This is a genomic window from Streptomyces sp. NPDC004658 (genome assembly GCF_040609555.1).
Lineage (GTDB): Bacteria > Actinomycetota > Actinomycetes > Streptomycetales > Streptomycetaceae > Streptomyces.
Map to the genome: position 1 here is coordinate 1 of NZ_JBEXKG010000126.1, position 22626 is coordinate 22626.

General features: G+C 73.6%; 18 protein-coding genes and 5 pseudogenes. 15 read left to right on the forward strand and 8 right to left on the reverse strand.

Features of this window, described 5'->3' with window-relative positions; genetic code table 11:
- Positions 1–116: 116 nt before the first annotated feature.
- Positions 117–572, forward strand: coding sequence for an RpiB/LacA/LacB family sugar-phosphate isomerase (locus tag ABZV94_RS30895; RefSeq protein ID WP_356346194.1), 456 nt, complete (start codon positions 117–119; stop codon positions 570–572).
- A gap of 55 nt (positions 573–627) precedes the next feature.
- Here ABZV94_RS30895 and ABZV94_RS30900 read toward each other — a convergent pair whose 3' ends face one another.
- A complete protein-coding gene (locus ABZV94_RS30900; protein WP_356346195.1) occupies positions 628–993 on the reverse strand; it encodes a DUF6479 family protein in 366 nt (121 codons plus the stop codon).
- 131 nt (positions 994–1124) lie between these two features.
- Here ABZV94_RS30900 and ABZV94_RS30905 point away from each other — a divergent pair, with 131 nt between their 5' ends.
- The 4 genes and pseudogenes from ABZV94_RS30905 (at position 1125) to ABZV94_RS30920 (ending at position 4762) form a co-directional block, all read left to right on the forward strand.
- Complete coding sequence (locus tag ABZV94_RS30905; RefSeq protein WP_103816118.1) at positions 1125–1496, forward strand: ferredoxin; 372 nt, start codon at positions 1125–1127, stop codon at positions 1494–1496.
- 94 nt (positions 1497–1590) lie between these two features.
- Positions 1591–2294: pseudogene (locus ABZV94_RS30910) on the forward strand (acyl-CoA dehydrogenase family protein); the annotation flags it as partial.
- A 9-nt stretch (positions 2295–2303) separates the two neighbouring features.
- Positions 2304–3146, forward strand: coding sequence for an oxygenase MpaB family protein (locus ABZV94_RS30915; protein ID WP_356346198.1), 843 nt, complete (start codon positions 2304–2306; stop codon positions 3144–3146).
- Positions 3147–3199: 53 nt separating this feature from the next.
- Positions 3200–4762: an NAD(P)/FAD-dependent oxidoreductase gene (locus tag ABZV94_RS30920; protein WP_356346200.1), complete on the forward strand. Its 1563-nt coding sequence runs from the start codon at positions 3200–3202 to the stop codon at positions 4760–4762.
- A 15-nt stretch (positions 4763–4777) separates the two neighbouring features.
- Here the strand turns inward: ABZV94_RS30920 and ABZV94_RS30925 are convergent, their stop codons facing one another.
- Positions 4778–6565: a serine hydrolase gene (locus ABZV94_RS30925; RefSeq protein WP_356346203.1), complete on the reverse strand. Its 1788-nt coding sequence runs from the start codon at positions 6563–6565 to the stop codon at positions 4778–4780.
- A gap of 163 nt (positions 6566–6728) precedes the next feature.
- On the opposite strand from ABZV94_RS30925, the pseudogene ABZV94_RS30930 reads away from it, so the two are divergent.
- The 3 genes and pseudogenes from ABZV94_RS30930 to ABZV94_RS30940 all read left to right on the forward strand — a co-directional run.
- Positions 6729–6926: pseudogene (locus tag ABZV94_RS30930) on the forward strand (hypothetical protein); the annotation flags it as partial.
- Positions 6927–6929: 3 nt separating this feature from the next.
- Positions 6930–7652 (forward strand): annotated as a pseudogene (locus tag ABZV94_RS30935) (AMP-binding protein); the annotation flags it as partial.
- 152 nt (positions 7653–7804) lie between these two features.
- The gene (locus tag ABZV94_RS30940) at positions 7805–9301 is read left to right on the forward strand and encodes an acyl-CoA synthetase (protein ID WP_356346206.1); all 1497 of its coding nucleotides are present in this window, start codon (positions 7805–7807) and stop codon (positions 9299–9301) included.
- A gap of 89 nt (positions 9302–9390) precedes the next feature.
- Here the strand turns inward: ABZV94_RS30940 and ABZV94_RS30945 are convergent, their stop codons facing one another.
- From ABZV94_RS30945 to paaK, 3 genes are all read right to left on the reverse strand, one after another.
- A complete protein-coding gene (locus ABZV94_RS30945; RefSeq protein ID WP_356346208.1) occupies positions 9391–10272 on the reverse strand; it encodes a TIGR03620 family F420-dependent LLM class oxidoreductase in 882 nt (293 codons plus the stop codon).
- Between the two features lie 152 nt (positions 10273–10424).
- Entirely contained in the window at positions 10425–10751 is a 327-nt protein-coding gene (locus ABZV94_RS30950; RefSeq protein WP_356346211.1) for a metalloregulator ArsR/SmtB family transcription factor, read from the reverse strand.
- Between the two features lie 219 nt (positions 10752–10970).
- Positions 10971–12275: a phenylacetate--CoA ligase PaaK gene (paaK, locus tag ABZV94_RS30955; protein ID WP_356346214.1), complete on the reverse strand. Its 1305-nt coding sequence runs from the start codon at positions 12273–12275 to the stop codon at positions 10971–10973.
- Positions 12276–12447: 172 nt separating this feature from the next.
- Here paaK and ABZV94_RS30960 point away from each other — a divergent pair, with 172 nt between their 5' ends.
- The gene (locus ABZV94_RS30960) at positions 12448–13284 is read left to right on the forward strand and encodes an alpha/beta hydrolase (protein WP_356346217.1); all 837 of its coding nucleotides are present in this window, start codon (positions 12448–12450) and stop codon (positions 13282–13284) included.
- A gap of 285 nt (positions 13285–13569) precedes the next feature.
- Here ABZV94_RS30960 and ABZV94_RS30965 read toward each other — a convergent pair.
- Positions 13570–13904, reverse strand: a pseudogene (locus tag ABZV94_RS30965) (acyl-CoA synthetase); the annotation flags it as partial.
- Between ABZV94_RS30965 and ABZV94_RS30970 the strand changes: the two are divergent.
- From ABZV94_RS30970 to ABZV94_RS30995, 6 genes and pseudogenes are all read left to right on the forward strand, one after another.
- Positions 13897–14196 (forward strand): annotated as a pseudogene (locus ABZV94_RS30970) (thiolase domain-containing protein); the annotation flags it as partial. The pseudogenes ABZV94_RS30965 and ABZV94_RS30970 overlap by 8 nt on opposite strands.
- 116 nt (positions 14197–14312) lie before the next feature.
- On the forward strand, positions 14313–14555 hold the full coding sequence (locus tag ABZV94_RS30975) for a DUF397 domain-containing protein (RefSeq protein ID WP_356346219.1): 243 nt from the start codon (positions 14313–14315) through the stop codon (positions 14553–14555).
- A gap of 164 nt (positions 14556–14719) precedes the next feature.
- A complete protein-coding gene (locus tag ABZV94_RS30980; RefSeq protein WP_356346220.1) occupies positions 14720–15622 on the forward strand; it encodes a universal stress protein in 903 nt (300 codons plus the stop codon).
- Positions 15623–15894: 272 nt separating this feature from the next.
- Entirely contained in the window at positions 15895–17139 is a 1245-nt protein-coding gene (locus tag ABZV94_RS30985) for a PHB depolymerase family esterase (protein ID WP_356346221.1), read from the forward strand.
- A gap of 140 nt (positions 17140–17279) precedes the next feature.
- On the forward strand, positions 17280–18728 hold the full coding sequence (locus tag ABZV94_RS30990; protein WP_356346223.1) for a 3-hydroxybutyrate oligomer hydrolase family protein: 1449 nt from the start codon (positions 17280–17282) through the stop codon (positions 18726–18728).
- 58 nt (positions 18729–18786) lie between these two features.
- Positions 18787–19284: a hypothetical protein gene (locus ABZV94_RS30995; protein ID WP_014670824.1), complete on the forward strand. Its 498-nt coding sequence runs from the start codon at positions 18787–18789 to the stop codon at positions 19282–19284.
- Positions 19285–19334: 50 nt separating this feature from the next.
- Here ABZV94_RS30995 and ABZV94_RS31000 read toward each other — a convergent pair whose 3' ends face one another.
- Entirely contained in the window at positions 19335–21305 is a 1971-nt protein-coding gene (locus tag ABZV94_RS31000) for an N-acetylmuramoyl-L-alanine amidase (protein WP_356346225.1), read from the reverse strand.
- 266 nt (positions 21306–21571) lie between these two features.
- Positions 21572–22626 (reverse strand): aminoglycoside phosphotransferase family protein (locus ABZV94_RS31005; protein WP_356346226.1); only part of this gene is annotated, 1055 nt, incomplete at its 5' end.

The following is a 22626-nucleotide window of genomic DNA, read 5'->3' on the forward strand; positions in this document are numbered from 1 at the left end:
GACCCTCGCGGAACCCGCTCTCCCGGGCGACCTCGTCGTCCGTCGGGAACGGCCCCCGCGGGGGGCCGTTCGGCATGCGGGCCCGGTCCCGGACGGCACGCGCTACGCTCCGGAGTATGCGGATCTCCGTCTCCTCCGACATGGACGAACCCGTGGCCCGACTGCTGGTCGCGGAGCTGCGGCGCCGTGGTCACGAGGTCAGGGAGCACGGCGCGCTGCGGCCCGGGGCCGACGCGCAGTGGGCGGTCTGTTCGGAGGCCGCCGCCCGGGACGTGGCCGAGGGCGCGGCGGACCAGGCGGTGGTCTGCTGCTGGACCGGCACCGGCGCGTCCATCGCGGCCAACAAGGTGCCGGGTGTGCGTGCGGCGCTGTGCACGGACGCCGGCACGGCCGACGGCGCCCGGCGCTGGAACGACGCCAACGTCCTGGCGCTGAGCCTCAGGCTCACCTCGGAGCCGGTGCTGAAGGAGATCCTCGACGCCTGGTTCGCGGCCGAGCCCAGCCAGGATCCCGAGGACCGGCGCAACGTGGCCCGCGTCGGCCGCCTGGACGCCGCCCGGGGCTCTGCCTAGGGCCGTACGGCGGTCCGGCGCGGGCCGGGTTGCCGGTCAGCGGCGGGGCCGGGGCTCAGTGGGCGCCGAGTCCGCCGCCGCCGAACGAGCCGCTGGAGCCCCTGCTCCAGCGCGGACGCTGCTTCGATTCGCTCGTGCGGGTGTCCATGTTGGTCAGTTCGTAGGGAGTGAGCGGGCGGTCGCCCTTGGGGATGAGCGGTATCTCCGCGGACTCCCGGTTCTCCCGGACCTCGTGCACCGGTCCCTCCGGCGGCAGCTTGGGCTGTTCCTCCGGGCGGGGGCGGGGGGACTCGCGGTACCTGACGCGCGAGGTCATCCAGAAGCCGCCGGCGAGCAGCGCGAGCAGGCCCACGGCCACGATGAACAGGAAGAGGCTCATCAGGCCGCTTGCCGCGGCCAGCTGCGTCGATGCGGTGTTCATAGAACAGGGATACCCGGTCAGAACCAGTCAAACCAGACATCGTGTGTAACGGCGGGAGCTGGGCGGCACCCCTATCCGTCCCGCCTCGGGGACAGTGGTTTGTGGCCGCCCGCCCCGGCTACCCGCACGGTGTGACATCGCCGACTTCGCAGCAGCTCTACCGGTTCCTGGAGGACCGTTTCACGTGTGCCCAGGCGTGCACGGAGTGCGCCCGGGCCTGTGCCGTGCGCGCGAGCCTGGTCGACCCGGACGGGAGCGAGCACCAGGAGCGGGCGCGCCGGCTGGGCATCATGTGCGCCGAGGTGTGCGACGCGACCTGCCGCGTGCTGTGCGAGGAGAACCGACAGGACGAGGAGGCGATCCGGGTCCGGGTGGACTGGTGCCGCTCGGTGTGCCTGGAGTGCGCCCGCGCCTTCGACGAGCACCCCGGTGCCGAGTCCGCCGCGGCCGCCTGCCGGGCCTGCGCCGACGCCTGCGCGGACTTCCTCGAAACGCTCGGGTGAGCGCCCCCGGCCGCATGCGCCCCCGGATCCGCCCGGCTTCCGGCATCCCCAATTTCTGAAACACGTTCTACGGTGTGCGCCGTCAGGACCGCCAGGCTACAGCGAGCCCGGCGCGGGCACCGATCTGGCGTCCCTGAGGACCCGGGCGGTCCGGGACGGTGAGGGAGGCTACGTCGTCAACGGCCAGAAGATCTGGACGACCAACGGCGACACCGCCGACTGGGTGTGGCTGGGCGTGCGCACCGACCCCGAGGCCCCGCCCCACAAGGGCAACACCCTGCTGCTGGTGCCGACCTCCGACCCCGGCTGCTCCTGCACCCTCATCCGCACCCTCGCCTCCCACGACACCACCGCGAGCGACTACGAGGACGTCCGCGTCCCCGTCTCCCGCCGCGTCGGCGCCGAGAACGACGGCTGGCGGTTGGTCACCAACCAGCTCAACCACGAACGCGTCACCCTCGCCGCCCACGGCACCATGGCGATCCGTGCCCTGCACGACGTCCAGCGCTGGGCGAGGGAGACCAAGCTCGCCGACGGCCGCCGGGTCGCCGACCTGCCCTGGGTGCGCCGCCTCCTCGCCCGCACCCACACCCGCCTCGACGCGCTGGAACTCCTCAACTGGCAGATGGTCGCCGCCGTCCAGGACGGAAGGAGGGCTCGGCGAACACGGTGCTGCACGGCGAACTGGAACGCGGCTACCGCTCGGCGGTCATCTTCACCTTCGGCGGCGGCAACGACGAGATCCAGCGCGAGATCATTTCCTGGATCGGCCTGGGGATGCCCCGCGTACGGCGCTAGCCTGCGGGCATGGCCGATCCCGGACTGTTCACCCCCGCCTCCGTGACCTGGCAGATGCACGGTGACCCCATGATGTGGGTCGCCGGGGTCCGTGCGCTCTACCTCCAGGCGTTGCATCCGCGTGCGGTCCGGGGGGTCATGCAGAACTCCGACTTCCGGCGGGACGCCTGGGGGCGGCTGATGCGGACCGCCCACTTCGTCGGGACCACGACCTACGGCACGAGCGAGGCCGCCGAGCGGGCCGGCGCGCGGGTGCGGAAGATCCACAGCACGCTCACCGCGACCGACCCCGACACCGGCCGGCGGTACGGCGTCGACGAACCGGAGCTGCTGCTGTGGGTGCACTGCGCGGAGATCGACTCCTATCTGCACGTCCTGCGCCGCTCCGGCTTCCCGCTCACCGACGCCCAGGCCGACCGGTACATAGCCGAGCACCGTGTCAGCGCCCGGCTCGTGGGGCTCGACCCGCACACGGTGCCGGCGAGCCGGGCGGAGCTGGCCGCGTACTTCCAAGCGGTCCGTCCGCGGCTGGCCGCCGGACCCGAGGCGCATGACGTGGAGGACTTCCTGCTCCGCCCGCCGGTACACCCCCTCCTCGTCCCGGCGCGCGAGCTGCTGTGGCGGCGGGTGGCGCTGCTGGCGTACGCGGCCCTGCCGCCGTACGCGCACGAGCTGTACGGCAGGCCCGCCCCCGCCCCCGCCGTCGTCACCCGCAGGCTGCGCGCCACCGGCACCGTGCTCCGCCGTGTCCCCGCACGGCTGCGCTGGCAGCTGCCGCCCCAGCACATCCTGCGGGCCATGGCCCGGCTCGGCCCGCAGGCGCGTCCGGCACCGCACAAGGTGAGGGGCTGATCCACCCCGGCCCGCCTCTGGCCCAGGTGGATCACCGCGTGCTACGAAGAGCCATGTCCGCGAACGAGGAAACCCGCGCGTACGACGCCGTCATCGTCGGCGCAGGCCACAACGGCCTGGTCGCCGCCGCCTACCTGGCCCGGGCCGGCCGCTCGGTCCTGGTGCTGGAGCGCCTGGACCACACCGGCGGCGCCGCCGTCTCCACCCGCCCGTTCGCCGGGATCGACGCCCGTCTGTCGCGCTACTCCTACCTGGTCAGCCTGCTGCCGGAGAAGATCGTGCGCGACCTCGCGCTGGACTTCCGCGTCCGCTCCCGCACCATCTCGTCGTACACCCCGACGGAGCGCGCGGGACGGCCCACGGGTCTGCTCGTCGGCGGCGGCGAGCAGCGCACCCGGGAGGCGTTCGCCCGGCTCACCGGCGGCGACCGGGAGTACGAGGCCTGGCAGCGCTTCTACGGCATGACCGGCCACGTCGCCCAGCGTGTCTTCCCCACGCTCACCGAACCGCTGCCCACCCGCGAGGAGCTGCGCCGCCGCATCGACGACGAGGCCGCCTGGCGCGCCCTCTTCGAGGAGCCGGTCGGCGTCGCCATCGAGCGGACCTTCACCGACGACCTGGTCCGGGGCGTCGTCCTCACCGACGCGCTCATCGGCACCTTCGCCGACGCCCACGACCCCACCCTCGTCCAGAACCGCTGCTTCCTCTACCACGTCATCGGCGGCGGAACCGGCGCCTGGGACGTGCCCGTCGGCGGCATGGGCGCGCTGACCGACGCGCTGGCCGACGCGGCGCGCGCGGCGGGCGCGCGCATCGCCACCGGGCACGAGGCGATCCGGATCGACACGGACGGGAACACCGCCGAGGTCGTCTACCGCACCGCCGCCGGCGAGGGCACCGCCGCCGCCCGGCACGTCCTGGTGAACGCCTCCCCGCACGAACTGGCCGCCCTCACCGGTGACCCTTCCCCCGAACCCGCCGAGGGGGCCCAGCTCAAGGTCAACATGCTGCTCACCCGGCTGCCCAGGCTGCGCGACCCCGAGGCCGACCCGCGCGAGGCGTTCGCCGGCACCTTCCACATCGCCGAGGGCTACCGGGACCTGGCCACCGCCCACGCCCAGGCCGCCGCCGGCGAACTGCCCGCCGCCCCGCCCTCGGAGATCTACTGCCACTCCCTGACCGACCCCACCATCCTCGGTGCCGGCCTCGTCGAGCGCGGCTACCAGACCCTCACCCTGTTCGGCCTGCACGCCCCGGCCCGGCTCTTCGACCGGGACAACGACGCCGTACGCGAGGAGCTGCTGAAGTCCACCCTCGCCCAGCTCGACGCCCACCTCGCCGAGCCCCTCGCGGACTGCCTGGCCACCGACGCCGACGGCCGCCCCTGCATCGAGGCGAAGACCCCGCTCGACCTCGAACGGGACCTGCGGCTGCCCGGCGGCAACATCTTCCACCGGGCCCTGTCCTGGCCGTACGCCCAGGAGGGCAGCGGCCGCTGGGGTGTGGAGACGCGGCACCCCAACGTCCTGCTGTGCGGGGCGGGCGCGGTGCGCGGGGGCGGGGTCAGCGGGGTGCCGGGGCACAACGCGGCCATGGCGGTGCTGGAGCGGCCCTGACCACGGGCACCCGGTTCAGTCGGCCGAGCCCTGCCAGCCCACCGCCGCGATCCGTGCCGCGTCCGCCGGGCGTGCCCCGTCGAACAGCACCGTCCCGCCCGCCTCGACGCGCAGCGCGTCGACGTACGCGCCCCGGCCGACGTACAGCGCGTCCGTGGTGTACCGCCAGCGCAGGACCAGCCGGGGGTCGGCCGGCAGGGCCGCCGTCACCCGGTGCCAGACGCGGCCCGACCAGCCGGTGACCGTGCCCTCCGGGTGGTCCTCGCGGTCCTCGCCGTGACGGGTGGTGGTGAAGGCGACCGGGTGCCAGGTGGCGCCGCCGTCGGTGCTGGACTCCAGGGCCACCAGGTCGGAGCGGGGTTCGGTGTCCCACCACAGGGCGCAGCGCAGCCGGGCCGCGCCGGGCGAGGTGTCCAGCGCCGGCAGGGTGAGCGTGGCGGCCGTGGCGTTCGCCATGCCCGAGAACCAGGCCGTACGGCCGCTCGCCGGGCGGACCGGCACCGCGCGGGCGAGGTGGTTGCCGGCGGCGACCCGGGGCGCCGAACCGGAACGCCAGGTGCGCACCGGGTGCACGGAGTTGCCGAGGCAGACCAGGAAGGAGTCGGTCGTGGGGTCGAGCACGAGCGAGGTGCCGGTGAAGCCGGTGTGGCCGGCCGTGCGCGGGGTGGCCATCGCCCCCATGTACCAGTGCTGGTACAGCTCGAAGCCGAGGCCGTGCTCGTCGCCGGGGAAGGCCGTGTTGAAGTCGGTGAACATCAGGTCCACCGACTCGGGCCGCAGGATGCGGTCCCGGCCGTAGCGGCCGCCGTTGAGCAGCGTGCGGCCGAGGACCGCGAGGTCCCACGCGCTCGCGAACACGCCCGCGTGCCCCGCCACGCCGCCCAGGCTGTACGCGTTCTCGTCGTGCACCTCCCCCCACACCAGCCCCCGGTCCAGCCCGGACCAGGGCCTGCGCGCGTCCTCGGTGGCCGCGATCCGCGGCTTCCAGGAGGCGGGCGGGTTGTAGCGGGTGCTGCCCAGGCCGAGCGGTCCGGTGATCTCCTCGTGCAGCAGCACGTCGAGCGGGCGGCCGGTGACCTTCTCCAGGACGAGTTGGAGCGAGATCAGGTTCAGGTCCGAGTAGAGGTAGGCGGTGCCCGGCGGGTTGACGGGTGCCTCGTTCCAGATGAGCTGGAGCTTGCCCTCGTACGTCGGCGCGTCGTACAGCGGGAGCCACGCGCGGAACCCCGAGGTGTGGGTCAGGAGTTGGCGGACCGTCACCGACTGCTTGCCCGCGCGCCCGAACTCCGGGAGGTACGAGGCGACCGTCCCCTCCAGGGCCAGCGCGCCCCGCTCGATCTGCTGCACGGCGAGGAGGGAGGTGAACAGCTTGGAGACGGAGGCCAGGTCGAACACGGTGTCCCGGGTCATCGGGAGCTGCTGCTCCGGCGGCAGTTCGACGCCGGTGTCGGTCTTCTCGTCGTACCGGGCGTACCGCACCGCCATGCCGATCGGCTCGTGCAGTGCCACGGTGGCGCCGCGCCCGGCGAGCAGCACGGCACCGGCGTACCAGGGGTGCCGGGGGGAAGGGGCGAGGAACGCCTCGGCGTCCGTGACGAGTTGCCGCAGGTGCGCGGGGAGCAGCCCGGCCTGTTCCGGCGAGCCGTGGCGCAGGGTGGGGTGGCGGCCGGAGGCGGGGGCTGCGGCGGCCGGGCCCGCCGGGAGCGCGCCGAGGGCGAGTGCGCCGCCCGCCGCCAGGGTGCCCGCGACGAGCCGCCGGCGGGTCGGTCCGCTCGCTCGTCCGCCTGCCACGTCGTCCGTCATGCTGCGCCCTCCCGCGTGAAAGTATCTTTCGGCTCCCGCCTTGCATCGTGAAACTTTCCTGTCAGGAGGGGGGTGTGTCAACGGGGCGCGTGCCGTCCGAAAAATCTGACGGTGTATCAGAAACAGTGTTCCGTCGTCAGGCAGGCTGCGGCATCCTGCGCCCATGCAGACGGAGCTGAGCAGGAAACTGGGAATCGAGCACGCCGTCTTCGGCTTCACGCCGTTCCCCGCCGTCGCCGGGGCCATCAGCCGGGCCGGCGGCTTCGGCGTGCTCGGCGCGGTCCGCTACACGGCCCCCGACGACCTCGCACGCGACCTCGACTGGCTCGACGCCCACGCCGGGGACCGGCCCTACGGACTCTGAATCTCGTCCATGCGGCACGCCCTCCACGGGGCCGCCCCCTGTCCCGACCATGTGAAGCGGGCGATGATCGACTGGTGGGGGAACTGCGTGGAGGAGTACTACGCCGCCAGCGAGGGCGGCGGGGCCTTCGCCACCGCCGAGGACTGGCTGAAGAAGCCCGGCACCGTCGGCAAGGCCTGGCCCATCAGCGAACTCGCGATCTTCGACGACGACGGCGAGCGGCTGCCGCCCGGTGTACTCGGCACCGTCTACCTGAAGATGAACACCGGGGGCTTCTCGTACCACAAGGACGAGGCCAAGACGCGCAAGAACCGCATCGGCGACTTCTTCACCGTCGGCGACCTCGGCCACCTGGACGAGGACGGCTACCTCTTCCTCCGCGACCGCAAGATCGACATGATCATCTCCGGTGGGGTGAACATCTACCCGACCGAGATCGAGTCCGACCTGCTCGCCCATCCCGCCGTCGCCGACGCCGCCGTCTTCGGCATCCCGCACGACGACTGGGGGGAGGAGGTCAACGCCGTGGTCGAAGCGGACCCGGGCCACGAACCGGGCCCCGAGCTGGCCGCCGCGCTCCTCGGCCACTGTGCCGGGCGCCTCGCGGGCTACAAGCGGCCCAGGAGCGTCGACTTCGTCGCCGAGATGCCCCGCGACCCCAACGGCAAGCTGTACAAGCGGCGGCTGCGGGATCCGTACTGGCAGGGCCGCACACGTTCCGTAGGAACATGTGTGGTCCCGCGCCATGGGGGGCGGGACCACACCCATGCCTGCCAACGTCGCCGAGGGAAGGGGAGGTTGGCTGACCCCACCGCGTGCGTCCGGTGCGCCCGGGTGCTTGACCCGCCCCGGCGGCGGATCCAGGATCATGAGTCATGACGCAGGGACAGGGCAGCACGGTCGACGGGGTGCTGCGTCGCAGCGCCCGGCGCACCCCGGCACGGGTCGCGGTCGAGTACGCCGACCGCGCCTGGACGTACGAGGAACTGGACGACGCCGTCTCCCGCGCGGCGGGCCTCCTGCTCGGCCAGGGACTCACCCCCGGCGACCGGGTCGGCTCCTACGGCCACAACTCGGACGCGTATCTGATCGGCTTCCTGGCCTGCGCCCGCGCCGGTCTCGTGCACGTGCCGGTCAACCAGAACCTCACCGGCGACGACCTCGCGTACATCGTCCGCCAGTCCGGCAGCTCGCTGGTCCTCACCGACCCCGGCCTCGCGGACCGGCTCCCCGACGGCGTCCGCATGCTGCCCCTGCGCGACGCCGGCGACTCCCTTCTGGCGCGACTGGCGGCCACACCCCCGTACGACGGTCCCGAGCCGCGCACCGAGGACCTGGTGCAGCTCCTCTACACCTCGGGGACCACCGCCCTGCCCAAGGGCGCGATGATGACGCACCGGGCCCTGGTCCACGAGTACCTGAGCGCGATCACCGCCCTCGACCTCAGTGCCGGCGACCGCCCCGCGCACTCCCTGCCGCTGTACCACTCCGCGCAGCTGCACGTCTTCCTGCTGCCCTACCTGGCGGTGGGCGCCACCAACCTGATCCTCGACGCGCCCGACGGGGACCGGCTGTTCGACCTGATCGAAGCGGGGCGCGTGGACAGCCTCTTCGCCCCGCCGACGGTATGGATCGGCCTGGCGGGCCGCCCGGACTTCGCGACCCGGGACCTGTCGGGACTGCGCAAGGCGTACTACGGCGCGTCGATCATGCCGGTGCCGGTCCTGGAGCGTCTGCGCGAGCGGCTGCCGGGGCTCGGCTTCTACAACTGCTTCGGCCAGAGCGAGATCGGCCCGCTGGCCACCGTCCTCGCGCCTGACGAGCACCGGGGCCGGATGGACTCCTGCGGCCGTCCCGTCCTGTTCGTCGACGCCCGTGTCGTCGACGAGGACGGCAAGGACGTCCCGGCCGGCACGCCCGGCGAGATCGTGTACCGCTCACCGCAGTTGTGCGAGGGCTACTGGGACAAGCCCGAGGAGACCGCCGAGGCCTTCCGGGACGGCTGGTTCCACTCCGGGGACCTCGCGGTGCGGGACGACGAGGGCTACTTCACCATCGTGGACCGGGTGAAGGACGTCATCAACTCCGGTGGGGTACTGGTGGCTTCACGCCAGGTCGAGGACGCCCTGTACACCCACGAGGCGGTCGCGGAGGCCGCCGTGGTCGGTCTGCCCGACGAGCGGTGGGTCGAGGCCGTGACGGCGGTCGTCGTGCCGCGCGGTGAGGTGACGGAGGCGGAGCTGATCGCGCATGTGAAGGCGAGGCTCGCGCCCTTCAAGGCGCCCAAACGGGTGCTGTTCGTGGACGAGTTGCCGCGCAACGCGAGCGGCAAGATCCTCAAGCGCGAGCTGCGTGACCGCTTCGGCGGCTAGCCGGGACGCACGGCGGCCGGCCCCGGTGCGGGGCGCTCGGGCCTGGGCGCACCGGGCCCGGCCGGGGGCACCGCGACCGGCATGCTCGCTCAACGGGCGGCCGAGTCCCCCGCCGGCAGCAGCGCGTCGGCCAGCGACCGCCAGTGCGCGAGCGCCGACTCGCCCGGCCGCACGCCGATCACCTGGACGGCCACGTGGTCGGCGCCCGCGTCGACGTGGCCGCGCAGCTTCCGTACGACGGTGTCCGGGTCGCCCCAGAACACCAGGTCGTCCACGAAGCGGTCGCTGCCGCCGCCGGCGAGGTCGTCGTCGGTGTAGCCGAGCCGGCGGAACTTGGCGAGGTTGTACGGCGTCCGCAGATACCCGTGCAGGTGCTCGCGCGCGAGGCCGCGGGCCCGGGCCGGGTCGGTCTCGAACAGCACGGCGTGCTCGACGGCCAGGAACGCGTCCGGGCCGAGGATCTCGCGGGCCTGCGCGGTGTGGGCCGTGTTGACGTGGTAGGTGTGGGCGCCGGCGGCGCGGTCGCGGGCCAGCTGGAGCATCTTCGGCCCGTACGCGGCCAGCAGCCGCCGGACCGGGGTCTCCGGGCGGGGGTTCGGCGTCTCCAGGGTGTCCAGCTCGTCCAGGTACGCGGACATCGCGGCCAGCGGCTTGACCCCGGGCCGGGGATCGCCGCCGAAGCCGAGGCCGAGTACGTGCCGTCCCGGGTAGGCGTCCGCCAGCAGCAGGGCGGCGCCGTGCGTCCAGCGGGCCTCGCGGGACCAGATCCGGGCGATGCCGTTGACGACGGTGAGCCGCCGGCTGGCGCCGAGCAGCAGACCGGCGTGCGTGAACGCGTCCCGGCCGAGCGCCTCGGGGATCCACAGCGCCCGCCAGCCCATCTCCTCCAGCTGCTGGACGGAGTCCCGGATCCGCGCGGCCGGCTGGTGCTCGAAGTCGAAGGTGTAGATCCCGAACGTGCCGAGGTCCATGGGTGTGCCCCCTCGCAGGACAGATGCCGTTTCGTCGATTCGGAATATCGCAGATTCTCGATATGAAGCGCAAGCCGGAACGCCGGCTGCGGGGACGCCGGCGCGGGGGAGGCGGCGGAAGGCGGTGCGGAAGGCGGTGCGGGGGGTGGTGGCTAGAGGGTCTGCCCCAGCTGGGCGACGAGGTCGGCGATGCGCTGCTCGTCCCGCTTGTAGTGGGTCCACTTGCCGACCCGGGTCGCGCGGACCAGCCCCGCGCGCTGGAGCTCCGCCATGTAGGCCGACACGGTGGACTGGGCCAGCCCGGCCTTCGCCTGTATGTGGCTCACGCACACACCCACCTCGGCGGGGTCGGCGATGGCCGCCTCCATCGGAAAGTGCCGCTCGGGCTCGCGCAGCCATCGCAGCATCTGGAGGCGCATGGGGTTGGACAGCGCCCGCAGCGCGTTGACCAGGTCCGGGGTGGGGGCGGTGTCCGTCATGGCTCCGGAGTATAGGCCGCCGCCGACGTTTCGAGGTACGTCGATGCGAGTGCGCGGAGCGGCTGCACCCGCGTCCTCGGGCCGTCCCCCCCCGTGGTCGGGGTAGTCCCGGGAGGTCGGAGCCGCCCCACGCCGTCGGGGCCGTCTCCCGCCGTCGGGGCCGACCCGCGCGGCCGGTACGGTCCGCGCCCTCCCGGCCGTGTCCCGTCCGGCGGTTCCCTAGCCGGCGTCGCGCGGACGCAGGTCCACGATCCGGCGGATCTTGCCCACCGAGCGCTCCAGCGACTCGGGCTCCACGATCTCCACGCCGACCGACACCCCGATGCCGTCCTTGACGGCGGCGGCGATGGCCCGGGCCGCCGCCTCCCGCGCCTCCGGGGTCGCGTCCGAGCGGGCCTCGGCCCGCACGGTCAGCGCGTCCATGCGGCCCTCGCGGGTGAGACGCAACTGGAAGTGCGGCGCGACACCGGGCGTGCGCAGCACGATCTCCTCGATCTGGGTCGGGAACAGATTGACCCCGCGCAGGATCACCATGTCGTCACTGCGCCCGGTGATCTTCTCCATCCGGCGGAACGTCCGGGCCGTGCCGGGCAGCAGCCGTGTCAGGTCCCGCGTCCGGTACCGGACGATCGGCATGGCCTCCTTGGTCAGCGAGGTGAACACCAGCTCCCCCCGCTCGCCCTCCGGCAGCACCTCACCCGTGAGCGGATCCACGACTTCCGGGTAGAAGTGGTCCTCCCACACATGGAGGCCGTCCTTGGTCTCGGCGCACTCCTGGGCGACGCCGGGGCCGATCACCTCGGAGAGCCCGTAGATGTCGACGGCGTCGATCGCGAACCGCTCCTCGATCTCCCGCCGCATCTGCTCGGTCCAGGGCTCGGCACCGAAGACGCCCACCCGCAGCGACGTGGTGCGCGGGTCCACGCCCTGCCGTTCGAACTCGTCGAGCAGGGTGAGCATGTAGGACGGGGTCACCATGATGACGGACGGTTCCAGGTCCTGGATCAGCTGCACCTGCCGGGCCGTCATGCCGCCGGACGCGGGGACGACCGTACAGCCCAGGCGCTCGGCACCATAGTGGGCGCCGAGACCCCCGGTGAACAGCCCATAGCCGTACGCCACATGGACGACGTCGCCCGGCCGCCCGCCCGCCGCCCTGATCGACCGTGCCACCATGTCGGCCCACAGGGAAAGGTCGTTGTCCGTGTAGCCGACGACCGTGGGGCGTCCCGTGGTGCCGCTGGAGGCGTGCAGGCGGCGGATCTTCTCCCGGGGCACGGCGAACATGCCGTACGGGTAGTTCTCCCGGAGGTCCGCCTTGGTGGTGAAGGGGAAGTGCGCGAGGTCGGCGAGGGTGCGGCAGTCCGCCGGGCGGACGCCGGCCTTGTCGAAGGACTCGCGGTAGAACGGCACGTTCTCGTACGCGTGCCGCAGTGACGCGCGCAGCCGCTCCAGCTGGACCGCCCGCAGTTCCTCCGGCCCCAGTCGTTCGCCCGCGTCGAGCAGGTCCGTCACATCCGCCATCGCGACGACTCCCTCACCAGCAGCCATGGTGCCGACCGATCATTCGGTCGATGTGTTCCGGGTCAGTAAATGCAGGTCACGCATCCCGAGGCAAGAGGGCGGCGCGGAATTTCCGTGTGAGGCGCGCACACCGCGTTGCGGCCGGGCCGTGCGGGCCGCCATGATCGACCGCATGTCGATCTTCACCGCGCCCGACGGCACCCGGCTCGCCTACCACCTGCGCGGGGAGGGAGAGCCGCTCGCCGTGGTGCCCGGCGGCCCGATGCGGGCCTCCGAGTATCTCGGGGACCTGGGCGGGCTGACCGCCCACCGCCGGCTGGCCCTGCTCGACCTGCGGGGGACCGGTGACTCCGAGGCGCCCGCGGACCCCGCGACGTACCGCTGCGACCGGATGGTCGAGGACCTGGAGGTATGGCGCGACCACATGGGTCTGGAGCACATGGATCTACTCGCCCACTCGGCGGGTGCCGCCCTGGCGATGCTCTACGCGGCCCGCCACCCGCAGCGGATCCGACGGCTGGTGCTGATCACCCCCAACCCGTCCGCCCTGGGGCTGCGGTCCGTGCCCGAGGACCGGCTGGCCACGGCCCGGTTCCGCGCGGACGAGCCGTGGTTCGCGGGGGCCTTCCCCGCCTTCCGGGCCTGGCTCACGGGCGAGGCCGACTTCGACGACGTGATCCTGCCGTTCTTCTACGGCCGCTGGGACGACACCGCCCGGGCCCACACGGACGCGGAACTGCGCCAGACCAACGACGAGGCCGGCGAGCGCTACTTCGCCGAGGGCGCCTTCACCCCGGACGCGACCCGGACGGCCCTCGCCGCCCTGACCGCGCCGGTCCTCGTGTACGCGGGCGCGCTCGACAGCTGGCCGAGCCCCGCGGTGGCCCGCCGCACCGCCGAGGCCTTCCCGCGGGCCGAATGCGCCGTCCAGCCGGGCGCGGGGCACTACCCCTGGCTGGACGACCCGGAGCGGTTCGTCAGCCGGACGCTCGCCTTCCTCGACGTCTGAGGGGTTCCCGTCCGGGTGACGGGGTCGGCCTGGCGGTGGGCCGTGCGCCCTCGGGAAGCGGTCCCGGAACGCGTCCGTCCGCCAGACGGGGGCGTCCGCGGCCTGCTTCAGGCCAACCAGGACGGTGTCCTCGCCGCCGTACCGTCCGGCTGCCGGCCAGGCCTGAGGTGTGACACTGGAGGTCCTTCCGTGCGGGCCCGAAGCCGTCACCTTCCGTCAGCGGACGGCCGGATCGGGCACACAGGAAAATCCCGGGCGGGGTCCCGGCGGTGCGGACACCCCGGGCTACGACTGCTGCGCCGCCACCGCCACCTGCCGCGCCCACCGGTAGTCCGCCTTGCCGCTCGGCGACCGCTGGACGGCGTCCGTGACGACCAGCTGGCGGCGGACCTTGTAACCGGCCAGGCGGGTACGGCAGTGGCGCTGGATGTCGGCCAGTGTGGGGGGGGCGCCCCCGGGCGCACCTGCAGCACGGCCGCCACATGGTTGCCCCACCGGGCGTCCGGCACGCCGGCCACCAGCGCGTCGTACACGTCCGGATGCGCCTTGAGTGCCTGCTCGACCTCCTCCGGGTAGACCTTCTCGCCCCCGGTGTCGATGCACTGCGAGCCTGAGCCCACGTGGCTGGAGAACCTGGGCTTCGCCGCGGAGGGCGAGGGCTGGAAGCTCACCGAGTCCGGCGTGACGGAGCTCGACGGGGACCTGCCCGTCACCATGTCGGGCGGTGTGCTGTCCACCAACCCCATCGGCGCCTCCGGCGTGATCCGCTTCGCCGAAGCCGCCCTCCAGGTCCGCGGCCAGGCCGGAGAACACCAGGTGGACGGCGCCCGCCGGGTGCTCGGACACGCGTACGGCGGCGGCTGCCAGTTCTTCTCGATGTGGCTCGTCGACGCGGAGCCCCCCGACTCCTGACGGGCCCGCCGCAGCGGCCGGCCGACCCGCGGGAGGGTTCTCCCCGCGTGCCCTGTCCGCCGTGGCGACCGGTCGCTAGGCTGACCCGCGGACGACGAACCGGGAGGAGCAGGGACGTGGCCGAGAGCACCATCCAGCAGCAGCCGCTCGCGGGCTGGGAGAAGCCGGAGCTGGACCTCAGCAAGGCCGAGTGGCAGTCCGGCAGCCGCGGTCTGGGCGATGTCCAGATCGCCTTTGTCGAGGGCTTCATCGCGATGCGCAACAGCGGCCGGCCGGAGAGCCCCTCCCTGATCTTCACCCCCGCGGAGTGGGGCGCCTTCGTCTCCGGCGCGCGGGAGGGCGAGTTCGACCTCACCTGACCGCTCACCGGAATCCGCGGGCGGCCCTGACCGCGCCTCCCCTCGACCGGGGGGTGTTGCGGCCGGATTTCCGGACACGCGACCGGCAGCGCCCTGCCGGGGCCCGGACCTGAGCCAGGCTGGCCCCAGCAAGGGGAAGGTCGTGTTCCGGAGGTGAGGCAAGGATGAGCGCTGCGCCGGTCATCGCCGCGGTCGACGGGTCCGCGGACAGTCTGCGCGCCCTGGACTGGGCCCTGGACGCCGCCCGTCGCCGCGCGGCACCGCTGCGCGTGGTGCACGTACGGCAGTACGCCGCCTGGGGCCAGGCCGACGTGCTGGTCGCGGGACCGCCCGAGGCGGAGGGCGATCCGGTGCTCGACGAGGCACGCGGCCGGCTCGCGGACCACGCGGGGCCACCGGACGTGGAGTACCTCGCCGTGGAGGGCGTACCGGGTGCCGTCCTGCCCGAACTGGGCGGCGACGCCCAGCTGTTGGTGCTCGGCTCCCGTGGCCGCGGCGGCTTCGCCAGCCTGCTGCTCGGCTCCAACGGCCTCGCCGCCGCCCGGGACGCCGAGTGCCCGGTGGTCGTCGTACCCCGCCCGGGCCGGGAGGTGCACGGGGAGCAGCAGGCCGAGCCCGGGCCGCGGGTCGTCGTCGGCCTGCACGTCGACAGCCCCGACGAGTCCGTCCTCGCCTTCGCGTTCGCCGAGGCCGCCCTGCGCGACGCCCGGCTCCAGGTGATCGCCGCCTACCCGTGGCCGATGCAGACCTGGTCGGCGCCCGGCCAGCTGGTGCCGCCCCTGATCGACCAGGACGCCGTCGAGGACGAAACCCGCACCCTCGCCCGGGGCTTCCTCGCCCCGCACCGCGAGCGGCACCCCGGGGTACGCGCCGACGCAGAGGCGCTGCCCGGCGACGCGGCCGGCCACCTGGTCGCCGCCTCGAAGGACGCCGAGCTGGTCGTCGTCGGCCGGCACCGGCGGCGGCTGCTCGCCCCGGCCCGCATGATGGGCTCGGTCACCCAGGCCGTACTGCTGCACGCGGCGAGCCCGATCGCGGTGGTGCCGCCCGCGCCGCCAAAGGAATGAGCCTGCCGGAGCCTCGCCGGCGCGTGCGGCCGGAAAGACCGCGGGAGCGGTGCCGGCGGCGCGCCGCGTCGGCGTAGCAGACCGCACCGCGCTCCGCAATCCGTCCGGTGCCGACGCACGCCCCGACCGCTGTGGTGCCGCGCGCCATGGTGCCCGCACACACCCGAACCTATGGTTCCGGCACTCCCGGCTGGTTCCGCCGCGCTCGGCGCGCACGGCGCCGCCTCCGCGTGGCAGCGGCCGGGACCCGTGCGTCCACCGAAGGAGCCGCCATGCCACTGCCCCCGTTCCGCAGGGCACCCGGAGCACCGCCACGGGCCCGCCTGCTGCCCCGCCTTCTCGCCGTCCTCGCCGTCGTCCTCGCCACCGCGCTCGCCGGCCCCGCGCCCCAGGCCCGCGCCGCCGTCACGCTGACCCGGGTGAACGACTTCGGCTCCAACCCGGGCGCCCTCACCATGTACGTGTACCGGCCCGCCACCCTGCCGGCCCACCCGCCGGTGGTCGTGGCCCTGCACGGCTGCACCCAGAGCGCCCAGACCTACGCCGACAACTCCGGGCTGCCGCAACTCGCCGACCAGGACGGCTTCCTGCTCGTGCTCGCCGAGACCGGTACCGCCAACAACGCGAGCAAGTGCTTCAACTGGTTCCAGACCGGCGACAACCGGCGCGGCCAGGGCGAGGCCCTGTCCGTCCGGCAGATGGCGGGTCACGCCGTCACTGCCTACGGCGCCGACCCGCAGCGCGTCTACGTCACCGGCCTGTCCGCCGGCGGCGCGATGACCGCGGTCATGCTCGCCACCTACCCCGACGTGTTCTCGGCGGGCGCGGTCGTCGCCGGCCTGCCCTACGACTGCACCAAGGACAACAGCCCCTACACCTGCATGAACCCCGGCGTCGACCTGAGCCCGGCGGCGTGGGCCCAGCGGGTGCGGGACGCCTACCCGTCGTACGGCGGACCGTGGCCGCGCGCGGCCATCTGGTACGGCGACCAGGACACCACCGTCGTACCCCGCAACGCCACCGAACTGCGCGACCAGTGGACGGCCCTGCACGGCCTGTCCCAGACGCCCACCCGCACGACGACCATCGGGCCGGACGCCACCCGGCAGGACCAGTACCTGGCCGCCGACGGCACGGTCGCCGTCGAGGTCGACCGGGTCCCGGGCATCGGGCACGGCACCCCGGTCGACCCCGGCACCGGCGGCGAACAGTGCGGAGGCACCGCCGCCCCGTACTTCCTCGACTCGATCTGCTCCAGCCGCTGGATCGCCCGGTTCCTCGGCCTGGACACCAGCGACCCGGGCGGGACGGACCCGGACCCGGGCGGCGGCACCGCCGCCTGCTGGACGGCGAGCAACTACGCCCACGTCCAGGCGGGACGGGCCACCACCAGCGGCGGCTACACCTACGCCAAGGGATCCCAGCAGAACATGGGCCTGTACAACACGTTCGTCACCCACACTCTGAAGGAGTCGCCCTCGGGTTACTTCACCCTGGCCGACAGCGGCTGCCCCTGACAGCCAGTCAGCGGCCGAGAAGGGCCGCCATGGTGCACGGCGCCGTCGAACGCGCCGTCATCATGGCGGCCCCACACATGTCCGCACCCCCCACACCACCCCTAGCCTCCAGCGCGTCCCCAACCCGCCGGAGGAACCACATGCTTGCCCACCCCACACCCCTGCTGCGCCGTCCCGGGCGGCGTGCCCGGGCCGCCCGGCGCACCGCGCTGGGTGCCCTGTCGCTCGCCGCCGCCTGCTCCCTCCTGGCCACCCCCGCCACCGCGGCACCCGTCGGCCCGGGGCCGGCCGACGCCCACTGCGCGGAACAGGCCCGGCTGCACGTCCCCGGCGCCGCCCGCCAGCAGGCCGACTGCCTGGACGAGCTGACCACCGCGGGAACCGCGGCCAGCGGTCACACGGACCCCGCCGACTACGCCGGCCTCACCCCCAAGGACCTGCCCACGCCCAGCGGCGTCCCCGGCATCCAGATCGACGGCTACTTCCCGGACACCTCCACCACCAACACCAACCACGGCTGGCACCACGACTCCCAGTTCGTCATCCGGCTGCCCGACCACTGGAACGGCGGCCTGGTGGTCGCCGGCACCCCCGGCAACCGCGAGCAGTACGCCAACGACCGGGCCATCGCCGACTGGGTGCTCGCCCGTGGCTACGCCTACGCCGCCACCGACAAGGGCAACACCGGCACGGCCTTCTACCGCGACGGCCGCCGCCCCGGGGACGCCATCGCCGAATGGAACACCCGCCTCACCCAGCTCACCCGCGCCGCCCGCGCCGTCGTCACCCAGCGCTACCACCGGCCCCCGGCCCGCACCCTCGCCACCGGCATGTCCAACGGCGGCTACCTCGTGCGCTGGCAGCTGGAGAACCACCCCGAGCTGTACGACGGCGGAGTCGACTGGGAGGGCACCCTCTGGCGCGCCGACGGCCCCAACCTGCTCACCTTCCTGCCGGCCGCGCTGCGCCACTACCCCGCCTACGCCGCGGGCGGCCCCGGCGCGGCCGAGGCCGAGGCGGCGCTGCACCGGGCCGGGTTCCCGGCCGGCTCCGAGTTCCTGTGGCCGTACCACCACCAGGTCTACTGGGACCTCACCCAGCGGATCTACCGGGAGGAACTCGACCCCGGCTACGACGGCGACACCGAGGCGGGCACCCCGTACTGCGCCTCCGGCACCCCCGCCTGCGACGCCGACTACGCCTACCCGGACCGGCCCGCCGCCGTCCACCGGGCGGTCGACCGCATCGCTCTGACCGGACGCATCGGCAAGCCCCTGATCACCCTCCAGGGCACACTCGACGTGCTGCTGCCGATCAGCCAGGACTCCGACGTCTACGCGCGCATGGTCCACCAGGCCGGCCGCGGCTCCCTGCTGCGCTACTACCGCATCGAGGACGGCACCCACACCGACTCGCTCGCCGACGTCTTCCCCGACCGGCTCCGCCCGATGGTGCCCTGCCACCGCTCCGCCTTCACGGCCCTGGAACGCTGGCTCGACGGAGTCGCCCGCCCGCCCGCCGACCGCACCGTCGCCCGCCCGGCCGGCGCGGCCCCGGCCACCCTGCTCACCAGCTGCCCCCTGCGCTAGCCGATCTCCCGGACGCCCACAGGTCACCCACCGGGGCCCAGGCACGTACCATGGCCGCATGTCGTTCCTCCGCCGCCGCAGCGCGACCCCCGCCGGACCCGACTTCGACGTGCTGGCCATGGACCCGGGCGACTGGCCGGGCAACCTCGGCGCGGGCCTGCTGCCCGCCCCCGACGGCACCTGCCAGGGCGTCTTCCTGCGTTACGACCTGTTCGGCGGACGCGGCCCCGCCATGATCATCGGCAACCTCCCCGAGGGCTCCCCGGCCCGTGACGTCGCCGAGGGGGAGATCCCCTTCGAGGTGGGGCAGCTGCTGCTGGCGCTGGAGAACGACGAGGAGGTCACCGTCGTCGGCGTCGAGGACACCCCGGTGCTCCAGGGCGACAACCTGCTCATCGTGCGGCGGCTGAAGCTCTCCGAGAGCCGGATCTCCTGCGTCCAGTTCGACCGCAGCGACGGCGTCCTCGTCACCATCGCCGCCTGGGACCGCCCGATCACCGACGACCTGTACGCCCTGCTGAAGCCGCTCCCGGCGGAGCTTTTCCAGCAGGGCTGAGAGCAGGACGAACGCGCGGCGAGGGCCGGGGTGGATCACCCCGGCCCTCGCTAGTGCGCCGCCCTCTCGAGCGTGACGTCCGCCGCCCGGACGAACCCGGCCCGGTGGCCGTACTGGATCTCGTAGTACAGGTCCTCGCCCACCACGACCCGGTGCGAGTCCGGGGTGAAGGTGACCGCGTAGTAGTACTCGCCCGGCACCTCGTCACCGACCACGTACTTCTGCCCGGCCGCGATCGTGTAGGGCAGTGACACCACCGACTGGGCGGGGACGCCCGCCGGGTAGGCCTCCTTCTCCGGGTAGGCACGGCCGTACACCGGGATGCTCGCCAGGCCGTCCCTCGGCCTGACCACGAGGCCCTTCGCCGGTACGGCCGTCGGGTCCCCGGCCGGGTTCCGGAACCAGGCCTTCTGCCCCAGGTACCAGATGGCCGTCCAGTCGCCCCAGCGGTCGGCCACCGCGTACTGCTGGCCGGTGGAGACCCGCGAGGACAGATCGTTCACCCCGTCGGTCGGGTCCGTCCTCAGACCGATGTCCTTGACCAGCGGGGCGGTCACGTCATGGTCGGTGTACAGCCGCACCTCGCTGGAGCCGTGCGCCGCGCAGGGCTCGCCCTTGGTGGTGCAGCCGGTGTACACGGGCTGGTTCGAGGCGTAGTCCGGCAGGATCGTCACCACGGCGGCGTGCCGGCCGGCCGTGGGTCCGAACGGGTGACCGAGCAGCTGGAAGTAGTGCCGCCAGTCCCAGTACGGGCCGGGGTCCGTGTGCATCCCCGGGACGGTGGAGGCGGTCGGACCGGGCACGTTGTCGTGGCCCAGGATGTGCTGCCGGTCCAGCGGGACGTCGTACGTCCGGGCCAGGTACCGCACCAGCCGCGCCGAGGACCGGTACATCGCCTCCGTGTACCAGGCGTCGGGCGAGGCGAGGAAGCCTTCGTGCTCGATGCCGATCGACTTGGCGTTGATGTACCAGTTGCCCGCGTGCCAGGCCACGTCCTTGCCCTTGACGTGCTGGGCGATCAGACCGTCGGTGGAGCGGATCGTGTAGTTCCAGGACACATAGGTGGGGTCCTTGATGAGGTTCATGACCCCGTCCCAGGCGCCCTCCGTGTCATGGATGACGATGTACTTGACGCTCTGCGACGCCGGGCGGTCGCCGAGGTCGTGGTTGCCGTAGTCGTTGTCCCCGAACTCCTCGTAGGGCGCCGGGACCGACACGCACGACACCGACTTCGGGCACTCGGTGCCGTCCGCGGGCAGCGTGCGCAGCCCCGTCCGCTCCAGCTGGCCGGTGTCTGCGGTCAGCCCCGGCCGGGCGGGCAGGGTCACCAGCTGGCCGTCGTCCGTGACGCGCTCCTCACCGGTGCGCAGCACGTCGTACACGTCGCCGGCGTAGGCGGCGGCGGTCGCCGTGTCGTCGGCGCCGGAGAACCGGGCCACCGCGCCGTACCAGTCGGCCGGGTCGGCGCTCAGCGGCTCGCCCAGCTCCTTCTGCGCGGCGGCGAGCAGCGCGGCGCCGCCCGCCACGTTCGCCGCGGGGTCGCTCCGCAGCTCCTCGGCGGGGATGCCGGTCAGCTCCGCGGCCTTCGGCAGCGTTTTCAGACGGGCCGGGACCGCCGACTCGGCCGGCACCTCCACGACGGGGTGCAGCGCGGCGCGGGCACTGTCGCCCCGGGCGTCCTCCGTGCCCTCGGCGAAGTGCTCCGCGGTGGCGAGCGCGGTCCGGGCGTCGGTGAGGTGCATCGGACCGTAGCCGCCGGTCACGCTCGGCGCGCCGCCGTGCGCGTCCCAGCGGGACTGGAGATAGGAGACGGCCAGCAGAACGCTCTGCGGCACGTGGTAGTCGGCCGCCGCGTCGGCGAACGCGTGCTGCAACCGGTGCGTGGCGGCATCCGGGGCGGTGGGAGCCGGGGCGGCGCCGAGCAGGGGCAGCAGCAGTGCCGCGGAGGCGAGCGGGACGGCGGTCCGCCGCAGGCGTCTGTGGCCGGGTGTGGACGTGGGGTCGGTGACGGATCCTCGCAATGCGGCCTCCTGTGACGGGCGGGGCGTGGCGGGGCGCACGGCGCCGAGCTGGGTCAGTGGTACCGGCTTGCCGACGATCCGTCAATGATGCCTCGGGGACAGCGATTTCCCATGTCACGGAGGGTTCCGGCGAGTTTCGTCCCGGCGGTACGCGGGCCTGCGGGGCGTCACTGGCATACACCAGTGGCTGTCAACGCCCGCGCACTCACCACCCGGAGGTCCGCGGTGCGCCGCCGCTCAGGACGCACCGCGGAGCCGTCGCTCCGTCAGCGAGTGCCGACCGCCGCGCGGACGGCCTTGCGGGCCATCTGGCAGTCGTCGTGCAACCGCCTGAGCAGCAGCCGCTGTTCCTCGCCGGACGGCGTGGCACCCGGGTGGGCCGTGACCGGTGCCGCCGGGGCCGTGTCGTGCATCGAACGCTGCACGGCCGTCTCGTACGTACGGATCTCCCGGGTCAGCAGGAGCATCAGGTTCACCAGGAAGGCGTCCCGGGAGGCCGGGCCCGCCGACTGGGCGATCTGGCTGATCTGCCGCCGGGCCACCGGCGCGTCCCCGAGGACCAGCCACAGCGTCGCCAGGTCGTACCCCGGCAGATACCAGCCCGCGTGCTCCCAGTCCACCAGCACTGGACCGGCCGGTGACAACAGGATGTTCGACAGCAGGGCGTCGCCGTGGCAGAACTGGAGCATGCCGTGCCGGCCCACCTCGTGGGCGATGCCGTGCAGCAGCTTCTGCAGGTCGCCGAGGTCCCGGTCGGTGAGCAGGCCCAGCTCGTGGTACCGGGAGATCCGGGCCGCGTAGTCCAGCGGCATGTCGAAGGTGCCCGCCGGGGGCCGCCAGGCGTTCACCCGGCAGATCGCGCCGAGCGCGGCCCGGATGTCCGCGCGCGGCGGGGCCTCCATCGGATGCCGCTGGAACGACGCCGTCCGGCCCGGCATCCGTTCGATCACCAGCGTGCAGTTGTCCGGGTCCGCCGCGATCAGCCTCGGCACCCGGACCGGCGGCCGGTGCCGGACGAACGAGCGGTATGCGGCTATTTCCTGGCGGCTCCGCTCCACCCAGGCCGGCGAGTGGTCCAGGAGACACTTGGCGACGGCCGTGCTGCGCCCTGTCGTCCCGACGAGGAGGACGGACCGTCCGCTGCGCCGCAGGACCTGCACCGGGGCGAACTCCGGGCAGATCCGGTGCACCGAGGCGAGCGCGGTGCGTAGCTGCGCGCCCTGGGGGCCGGACAGGTCCAGCCTCCCGCTGAGCGGTTGGGTCCCGGGCTGGCCCGGGAGCCGCCGGGCCCGGCCCGCGACCGGCACGGGACCGCCCGGAC